This is a genomic window from Streptomyces sp. NPDC059456, from assembly GCF_042750055.1.
Classification (GTDB): domain Bacteria; phylum Actinomycetota; class Actinomycetes; order Streptomycetales; family Streptomycetaceae; genus Streptomyces.
Genome location: NZ_JBHYVA010000067.1, coordinates 1 through 7,973, shown reverse-complemented (window position 1 = coordinate 7,973; position 7,973 = coordinate 1). Strand labels below are relative to the sequence as shown.

The following is a 7,973-nucleotide window of genomic DNA, read 5'->3' as shown; positions in this document are numbered from 1 at the left end:
GCGCGCCCAAGGGCCTTTATATCCCCAATATTTTCGGGGGGTTTCTTTCCCCCACACCCGATAATAACCCACCCCCCAGCACACCCAGGGGCCTTCGTCGTTGTCCAGACCTGCATGCAGACCATCGTCCCGGATCACGAGACATGGCAGTCAATCGCCGCCGCGGAAGCGCCATTTGATGCCGTCCGACCGATGGCATCCGCCCCGCCGCATGCCAGGGGCGGATCGAGCCCGGCCCTGGGTCGTCGCCCTCCTGCTCCTGGCCGCAGCCGGCACAGGCGGCTTCCGGCTACGGCGACGGCGACGGCAGGAGGCAGCCCGCTGGGAACAGGCACGGGCGCCGCTGGGTCACCGCTGGGTCATCCAGTGCAAGCACCGCAGGGCCGGCTGGTCCGGATCCGCAGTCGGTACCCCCGACCTCCAGGTCCTCAACGGCACCGGCCGCCAGATCCACGGTGGCGACGTCCTGGTCATGCTCACCAACGGCCGCTTCTCCAGCCCCGGCCTCGACTTCGCCAAGTCCCAGCGCCTCCACCTCGTCGACCGCCACCTCCTCGCCCAATGGGCCGGCGGATCCCGCCCCTTGTGGGAACTCCTCCGCACCGTCCCACCGCCGCGGAAGCCGACGTCCCTCTCGTAGCCGGAGGGAGTGCCACTCCCGCGGCCACCCGGCTGAACTCGGCGGCGGTAGCGCGGCCGCATCGGCAAGGGCACACCCGACCGTGCCCGAGGGTCGACACCACCGGACGTACAACCATCGACCACCGTGAGCGATCAACGCTTGCGCACACAGTCACTGCACAGGGGAGAGTCGTGAATCACCGCACCGCCACCGCAGTCCTGTCGGTCGTCATCGCTGCTGCCGCGCTGACCGCCTGCGGCAGCGACCAGACCACCGACAAGACCACCGACAAGCCTTCGGTGAAGACACCGCCCGCAGCCGCGCCGAGCGCTCCCGCCGCGTCCGAGGCGACGAGTAGCCCGTCGGCCACCGCCGCGGCTCCCAAGGGCAAGGGGATTCCGCCCAAGCCGGATGCGGCGGCGCAGGCGAAATACGTCGCCGCCCTGACCGCCATCGACCCGGACATCGTCAACACCAAGCCCGATAAGGCAGTCGACCGCGGCCGCAACCAGTGCGAAACGATCGCCGACTTCCCCAAGGACGACCAGAAGCAGATCGACCTCACCAACCAGAGGTTCACCTCGCCCAATCACCCGGACGGATTCGGGCCGGCCAAGGCCGCCAAGATCCGCGATGCGGTCCACACGCACCTCTGCCCCACGTACTGAGCAGGATGAAGCCGTGGTCCGGCTTGCGCAGCGGCGTGCCGTCGATGAACCGCTCAAGAGCTGCCACCGGATCACGGTTGCCGAGGGCCGCGATCAGCCGGGACGTGGCTACGGTGTCGCACTCCTGATGGCCCGCCCCAGGGCCTCTGCTCGACGCGGGCCGCCGGCTTGGGGGCTGCTGTCATCCGTTGATCCCACGAAGCCCTCTGCGCCAGCCCCGGATCCGGCGGCGCGCCTGACACCACCGTCCAGAACAAGTCCGCCGCCACGTGGGCCGTCGCCGGGCGGTGCCAGGCGACAGCCCCCGCACCCCTCCGGCGGACCGCTTGCGGGAGCCATCCCGCCCGCCGCCGAACCACCGGCAGGAGCCGCCCACGGGTGGTCCGGGCAGCCCGGGGCGACACCGCGCAAGACGTGCCCTCCGCCGGTCAGGCGTGCTCGTCCGATGGCTGCTGGGCAGGCTGGACCGACCAGCTCGGCGGCTCGTCGTCGCCCGAGTCCTCGTCGCGTTCCGCGTCGGCGGCCGTCGCGTGGATCTTGCCCGACGCGTGGTGGACCGGCGCGTATACGGCGTAGAGCTGCAGGGTCTCGTCACCGATGTTGGTGACGTTGTGCCAGGTGCCGGCGGGTACGAAGATCGCCCAGCCGTCCTCGACCTCCCGGTCGAAGTCGAGTCGATCCTTCGTCCGGCCCATCTGGACGCGGCCCCGGCCTGCGTCGAGTCGCAGGAATTGGTCGGTCTCCGGGTGCGCCTCCAAGCCGATGTCCTCACCCACCGGGATCGACATGAGCGTCAGCTGAAGGTACTTCCCGGACCAGGCGACCGCGCGATAGTCCGTGTTCTCGAGCGTCGCCTTCTCGAGGTCGAAGCTTTGAGGGTCCGGCCCGATGTCCTTGATGGTCATGCTTCTCTCCCGGTCAACGAAGGCGGTACGGGGTACACGGCCGCGGTCCACTGCCACGCTCCGCCGAGCCTGGGCCTGGGCTTGGGCCTGGGCCTGGGCCGTTGTCGCGACGACGTGCGCTGCCCTGCGGCACAGCCCGCCGGGCAGCGGTTGCCGACCGTGGCGGAATCTTCGGACCAGCACGGCTCATTCCGGCTTAACGCCGGACCTCGGACCCAGGTCACTCGTAGGGCTCGGCCGGATTCCCCTGCGCCGCGTCAGGCCCGTAGCCAGACGCGGCGGTGACGCGCGACCGCGTGGACCCGCTCCACCTGCTCCGCAGTGAGCTTGCCGGCGAGCGGACCCAGCGCCGCCACCTCCCGCTCCTGGTAGATGCGCACGGCGTACTGCGTCGCCGCCCGGTTCAGGGAGGTGATGCCCACGAAGACCAGGACCGGTTCGACGGGCACCTCGAAGGCGCAGTACCGCCCGAGCACCCTCCGTACGAAGTCCGCCTCGGCCTGGCTCGCGGCGGCGTACGGCCGTGGCGGCCCGCCGTTGACTTTGGCCATCGAGTCGCCGATCCAGACGGAGGAACCCCGGTGGTTCTTGGTGTTGATGCTGAACACGCCACCGGGGCCGATCAGCAGGTGGTCGATGTCGCCGCCGTTGCCCTTCTCGATGCCGTGAAGCACCCGCCAACCGAACGGGGCCAGGCGTTCCAGCTCGCGCCCCACCCTTCGCTCGCCCTCCAGGCCGGCGTACCAGCTGTCCCAGTCCGAGGGCTGCCGCAGTAACTTCGCCTTCAGCCGTTGGACCGTCGACGGGCCCCGCTCGGCGATCATCCCGACGACCCGGGAGCCGGGCCGGTTCCTCGCCAGGTCCTCACTGGGGGTGAGGGGCGGGAGGGACGCCGGCCGCTCGGGCCGGTGCCCCGGGGTTCCGTGACGGGGCTGCCCCTGCTGCCGGGACGGGGCCGGGGGGCGGGGTTCGCGGGTGGGCGCAGGGGTGGGGCTGATGGTGAGCCCGTCCCCGAGGTGACGCCGGAGAAGAGCGAGGGCCTCGTCCTGGTACGTGCGAATCCTGACCGTCACGGTCTTGGTCGCCCGGTCCGCCCAGGCGACGGCCGTTCCGTCCGGCAGGTTCACGTAGAGCCGGTCCTTGCCGTGCTTCTTCCACGGATGCACCGTCAACTCGCTCATCAGCCCCCCTGCGTGCCGTCCCCCCACACATGCCAACAGCAACCGGCCGGGTCGGCAAGACCGCCGGTGCCGGACGGAGCTGTTGCGGCAGGGTGCCGCTGGGAACCCCGGGGTCGGATCCGGGGGTGTCGTGCAGGGCCGTCAGGTGGGGTTCGGGGGGCGGAAGATGCGGTCCAGGTGGTGGTGGAGGACCGCGATGGCCGACTCCGGGGTGCGTTGGCCGACCAGGATGCTGGTGCCCATCGTCGCCGTCATCGCGAGCAGGCTGATCGCCTCCGTGCGCGGGTCGGTCGCCGGGTCGGCCAGGCCCGCGGACCGGGCCTGTTCGAGGAGGCCCGTCACGGCGTTCTCCGCGGCGTCGGGGTTGTCGATGAAGGGCTGCGCCGCGAGCGCCTCGTCGGTCACCGACAGGATCGAGTACGAGCTGTAGAGCAGGTGGAAGGTCCGGCCCTCCTCGTCGGTCGGGAGGGAGGCCAGCAGCAGTGCCTCGATGGTCGCCCGCGGCCCCGGGTTCGTGCCGGCGGCGGCGAGGCGGGCGCCCACGCGGGCGGTGAAGCGGTCCGTCAGGTGCTGGAGCCCGTAGAAGAGCAGCTTCTCCTTGGTCTCGAAGTAGTACTGGACGAGCCGGAGCGACACTCCCGCCTCCGCGGCCACGTCGCGCATGCCGACGGCGTGCAGTCCCCGTCGCCCCGCCACCTGGATGAGTGCCTCGGCGATCTGGGCGCGTCGTTCCTCGTGGTCCACGCGCTTTGGCATGCCGGTGTCTCCGCCCGTCGGTCGCGTTCGCTGCCCGGCCTTCCCGGGTCTTGCACGGCACTTCATGGTACCGCCGTACCATCATCATGGTACGGTCGTATCACGAAGAACGGATCTCCCGGAGGTGCCCCGTGCCCGAGACCACGACCCGAGTGCGCCGCGACGTCGGCCGCTACGTCAACGACACCCTGCGCGACCGCTACTTCGCCGCCTCCGACGTCCTCTACGCGATGGGCGCGCCCGTCCGCTCCGAGACGGACGTCGAGACGAGCTTCGGCACCACGCACGTCTACCGGTACGGCCCCGCCGACCCGGCCGCCGAGTCCCGCACCCCGGTGGTCCTGATCCACGGCGCCGGCTACTGCTCGGCGATGTGGTACCCCAACACCCCCGCGCTCAGCGCCGACCGGCCCGTCTACGCGCTCGACACCCCCGGCGACGCCGGGCGCAGCGTCCACCGCGAGCCGATGTGGCAGCCCGAGCGCGCCGCGCAGTGGATGGACGAGGCCCTCGACGCGCTCGGGCTCGACCGGGTGCACCTCGTCGGCTCGTCCTACGGCGGCTGGCTGGTGCTCAACCAGGCCCATCTGCGGCCCGGACGGCTCGCCTCGGTCACCGCCCTCGACCCGGGCGGCCTGGAGAAGGTGGGCCTGCGCTTCTTCGCCTGGATCTTCCTGAGCCTGTTCGCCAGCTTCGCCCCCAAGGCGCTGCGGCCACGTCTCGCCGCCTGGCTGGAGCAGCCCGTCCTCGTCGTGCCCGAGATGCGCGCCTGGATCCACGCGGGCGCCCGCGCCTTCCGGATACGCCGCCCCGCCCCGCTGCCGCTGACCGAGGACGAGCTGCGCTCCATCCGCACGCCGCTCTACGTGATCATGGGCAAGCGGAGCCTGCTGGTGCACCCGCGGCGGCAGCTGGAGCGGGTACCGCGCCTGGTCGCCGGGGCCCGCGCCGAGATCGTCGGGGCGACCGGCCACGGACCGCAGATCGACCACCCGGACGTCGTCAACGCCCGGATGCTGAGCTTCATGGAGGACGTCGACAGCACCCTCCGCCGCTGACCTCCGGAGCCCGGCCGAGCCCGGCGGAGCCCGGCGGAGCCCGGCGGAGCCCGGCGGAGCCCGGCGGAGCCCCGCGGAGCCCCGCGGAGCCCGGCCGTCGATTTCACCCGTTCCGAGGGTGAAACGACATCGCGGCCGCCGCGGACCGGGCGCGCCAGCGGGTGTACTGCTGCTCCGGATCGCCCGTGTACGACCAGGGGATCCGGGTGGCGCGGCCGTCCAGGAGTTCGAACACCGTGGCCGCCTCCGTGAGCAGTCCGGCGTGGACCAGGGCGTGGGCCAGGTGGTTGAGATCGGCGACGTCCTGGGCGTGGACGGCCGTACGGAATCCGATCCAGCGCTCCATCGTCGTGCGCAGGTCCCACAGTTCGGCGTCGCCGTTCCAGTGGTGCAGCAGGTCCAGGCGGTCCGGGCCCTCGTGCTCCGCCCGGTGCCGGTACTGCTCCGCCCGCGCCACCTGCGGCAGGACCGCGAGGGGCGAGCCCAGCGGGGCGGCGGCCGCCCGCTCCCGGGCGAAGGTGGACGCCTGGCCGTGCGAGCCGTGCCAGCGGGCGGACATGTAGCGCAGCCCCTGGTGGTGCGCCTCCCGGTGGTACGGGTCGCGGGCGCAGAGCTCCTGCCACCACCGGCCGGTCTCGGTGTGCCCGCCCTCGTACAGCCGGGCCAGGGTGACCAGGGAGACCCATGGATGGGGGTCTTCCGGGGCCGCGTCGCAGGCGTGCAGGCAGACCCGGGCGGTCCAGTCGAGGCGGTTCGCGGCCGGCATCGTCCCGCGGCGGGCGACCGCGAACATCCGCATGACCTCGATGTCCGCGCGCAGCACGACCGCGTCGGCGCTGTGCGGTTCGGCGGACTGCCAGGCCTCCACGACGCGCCGGTCCGCGGCGGCGTTCGCCAGCAGCCGGATGCGGTGGCTGCGCCGGTCCCAGTCGTGGGGGTCGCCGGCGTCGAGCAGGTCGCGCAGCCCCTGCCAGCGGCCCGCGGCGACGTCCTGGCAGGCTTCCGCGAGGGCCTTGTCGCCGAAGGCCGGGTCGTAGTGCGGTGCCGCGACGGAACGGCGGCGTTTCCAGGCCATGACCATGCGGGACCCCCCTCCTCGGAACATCTGATCAGAAGTCGGTGAGCAGTTCCCCGTTCCCGGCGCAGCCGTTCCCGGAGGCGGGGTCGAGGCCGGTGCCCCCGTACGGGGCGTCGACGGCGCGGGCCCGTTCGGGATCCAGCGGGACCCGCCGGTGGTACGCGGGGGCGCGCCGCCGGGAGCGCAGCATCGGCAGCACGCCGAGCCCGAGGCCGCCGAGGCCGATGCCGAGCGCGAGGCCGTTCAGCTCGGTCACCGACCGTACGAGGATCCACACCATGAACAGCCCGCCGCCCAGCGGCCACAGGCCGATGAGGAGCAGGTTCCGTACGGACGAGAACAGCTCCCTGCGGTGGACGGCGACGGCGCAGAACGCGGTGAGGCCGTAGTGGAAGCAGATCAGCAGTCCCGTCCCGCTGACCGCGTCGGCGAGCAGCAGGGTCCCGGAGCCGCTGCCGGGCACCGCGCCGGCGGCGACGGTGCAGGCGAGCACGACGCCGGCCACCACCAGGGTGGCCGTCCACGGCGTCCGCCACCGGGGGTGGACGCGGCCGAACGACGGGTGGAGGGTGCGGTCCCGGCCCATGGCGAACAGGGTGCGGGTGGCCTGGATCAGTGCGGTCTCCAGCGTGGCGACGGTGGAGAGCAGCACCGCGAGGACGAGCAGCCGGCCGCCGAGGCCCGGCAGGACGGCGTCGCCGAGGACGGTGAGGAAGGAGTCGGGGTTCTGCCGTACGACGTCGGTGCCGACGAGGATGTTGACGGAGAGGGTGAAGACGACGAGCAGGGCGAAGCACGTCACGATGCCGATCACCCCGCCCAGCCCCGAGCCGGGGCGCCCGCCGCGGGTCTCCTCGCCGAGGTTGGCGGTCACGTCCCAGCCCCGGAACGCGAAGACGGCGATCAACGCGCCGGACACGAACTGGTGTTGGCCGTCGAAGTGGCTGAAGCCGAACCAGGAGGCCGAGAAGTCCGCCACGTTGCCGTCCCGCGACAGGGCGGCGACGGCGAAGGCGACGAGCAGGACGAGCTGTACGCCGGTGATGACGCTCTGGACGCGGGCGCTGGTGCGGACGCCGTACATCACCACGCCGGCCATCAGCAGGAACCAGCCCGCCCCGACGGCCGTGGCCAAGACGGTGTGCCCGGCCGGCCCGGTCCCGAACAGGGACAGCGTCGCGGCGCCGGCCGGGCGGGCGGTGGAGGCCGTGAACACGGTGGCGGAGACGATGACCGCCCAGCCGCTGAGGAAGCCGAGGAAGGGGTGCAGCGACCGGCCCACCCAGGTGTACGCGGCGCCCGCGCCGGGGTCGAGCCGGCCCAAGTGGCGGAAGGCGAGGGCGATGCCGAGGACGGGGAGGGCGCAGTACAGCAGGACGGCCGGGCCGGCGACGCCGACGGCGGCGATCAGCGCGGGGAGCGTGGCCGCGATGGTGTGGGCCGGGCCGCAGCCCGCCACGGCCATCACCACGGAATCGAACGTGCCCAGCGCGCCGGCCCGCAGACTCCCTCCGGCGCCAGAGTGCTTGCTCACGATCACGTCTTTCCGGGGACGGGTACCAGCGGGCCGACTGCGCGGGCGTTCGCCTGCGACGCCCGCGCCGGTTGATCCGGCGCGACGGGCGGAGGAGGGGAGGCAGGGGGGCGGAGGGGAGGGGGGGAGGCGGGGGGGCTGGGCTGCGAGGGGGGGCGGGGGGGGGAGTTG

General features: G+C 72.6%; 7 protein-coding genes and 1 pseudogene. 3 read left to right on the top strand and 5 right to left on the bottom strand.

Translation table 11 applies throughout. The features are described 5' to 3' along the window. Positions 1-328: 328 nt before the first annotated feature. Both ACFXA3_RS09140 and ACFXA3_RS09135 read left to right on the top strand, forming a co-directional pair. A pseudogene (locus tag ACFXA3_RS09140) lies at positions 329-640 on the top strand (restriction endonuclease); the annotation flags it as partial. 173 nt (positions 641-813) lie between these two features. Next, positions 814-1,290 carry a hypothetical protein gene (locus ACFXA3_RS09135; RefSeq protein ID WP_385184078.1) on the top strand — a complete coding sequence of 159 codons (477 nt, stop codon included), beginning with the start codon at positions 814-816 and terminating at the stop codon, positions 1,288-1,290. Between the two features lie 428 nt (positions 1,291-1,718). On the opposite strand, the gene ACFXA3_RS09130 is transcribed toward ACFXA3_RS09135, so the two are convergent. The 3 genes from ACFXA3_RS09130 to ACFXA3_RS09120 form a co-directional block, all read right to left on the bottom strand. Continuing rightward, positions 1,719-2,195 carry a cupin domain-containing protein gene (locus tag ACFXA3_RS09130; protein WP_385184076.1) on the bottom strand — a complete coding sequence of 159 codons (477 nt, stop codon included), beginning with the start codon at positions 2,193-2,195 and terminating at the stop codon, positions 1,719-1,721. A gap of 257 nt (positions 2,196-2,452) precedes the next feature. Further along, a complete protein-coding gene (locus ACFXA3_RS09125; RefSeq protein WP_385184074.1) occupies positions 2,453-3,376 on the bottom strand; it encodes a nuclease-related domain-containing protein in 924 nt (307 codons plus the stop codon). Between the two features lie 141 nt (positions 3,377-3,517). Continuing rightward, positions 3,518-4,132 (bottom strand): TetR/AcrR family transcriptional regulator, encoded by a 615-nt coding sequence (locus ACFXA3_RS09120; RefSeq protein WP_385184072.1) that lies wholly within the window; start codon positions 4,130-4,132, stop codon positions 3,518-3,520. A 131-nt stretch (positions 4,133-4,263) separates the two neighbouring features. On the opposite strand from ACFXA3_RS09120, the gene ACFXA3_RS09115 reads away from it, so the two are divergent. Continuing rightward, the gene (locus tag ACFXA3_RS09115) at positions 4,264-5,190 is read left to right on the top strand and encodes an alpha/beta fold hydrolase (protein ID WP_385184070.1); all 927 of its coding nucleotides are present in this window, start codon (positions 4,264-4,266) and stop codon (positions 5,188-5,190) included. Positions 5,191-5,293: 103 nt separating this feature from the next. Here the strand turns inward: ACFXA3_RS09115 and ACFXA3_RS09110 are convergent, their stop codons facing one another. Both ACFXA3_RS09110 and ACFXA3_RS09105 read right to left on the bottom strand, forming a co-directional pair. Further along, on the bottom strand, positions 5,294-6,271 hold the full coding sequence (locus ACFXA3_RS09110; protein WP_385184068.1) for a hypothetical protein: 978 nt from the start codon (positions 6,269-6,271) through the stop codon (positions 5,294-5,296). 28 nt (positions 6,272-6,299) lie between these two features. Beyond that, complete coding sequence (locus ACFXA3_RS09105; RefSeq protein ID WP_385184065.1) at positions 6,300-7,802, bottom strand: APC family permease; 1,503 nt, start codon at positions 7,800-7,802, stop codon at positions 6,300-6,302. Positions 7,803-7,973: the final 171 nt, after the last annotated feature.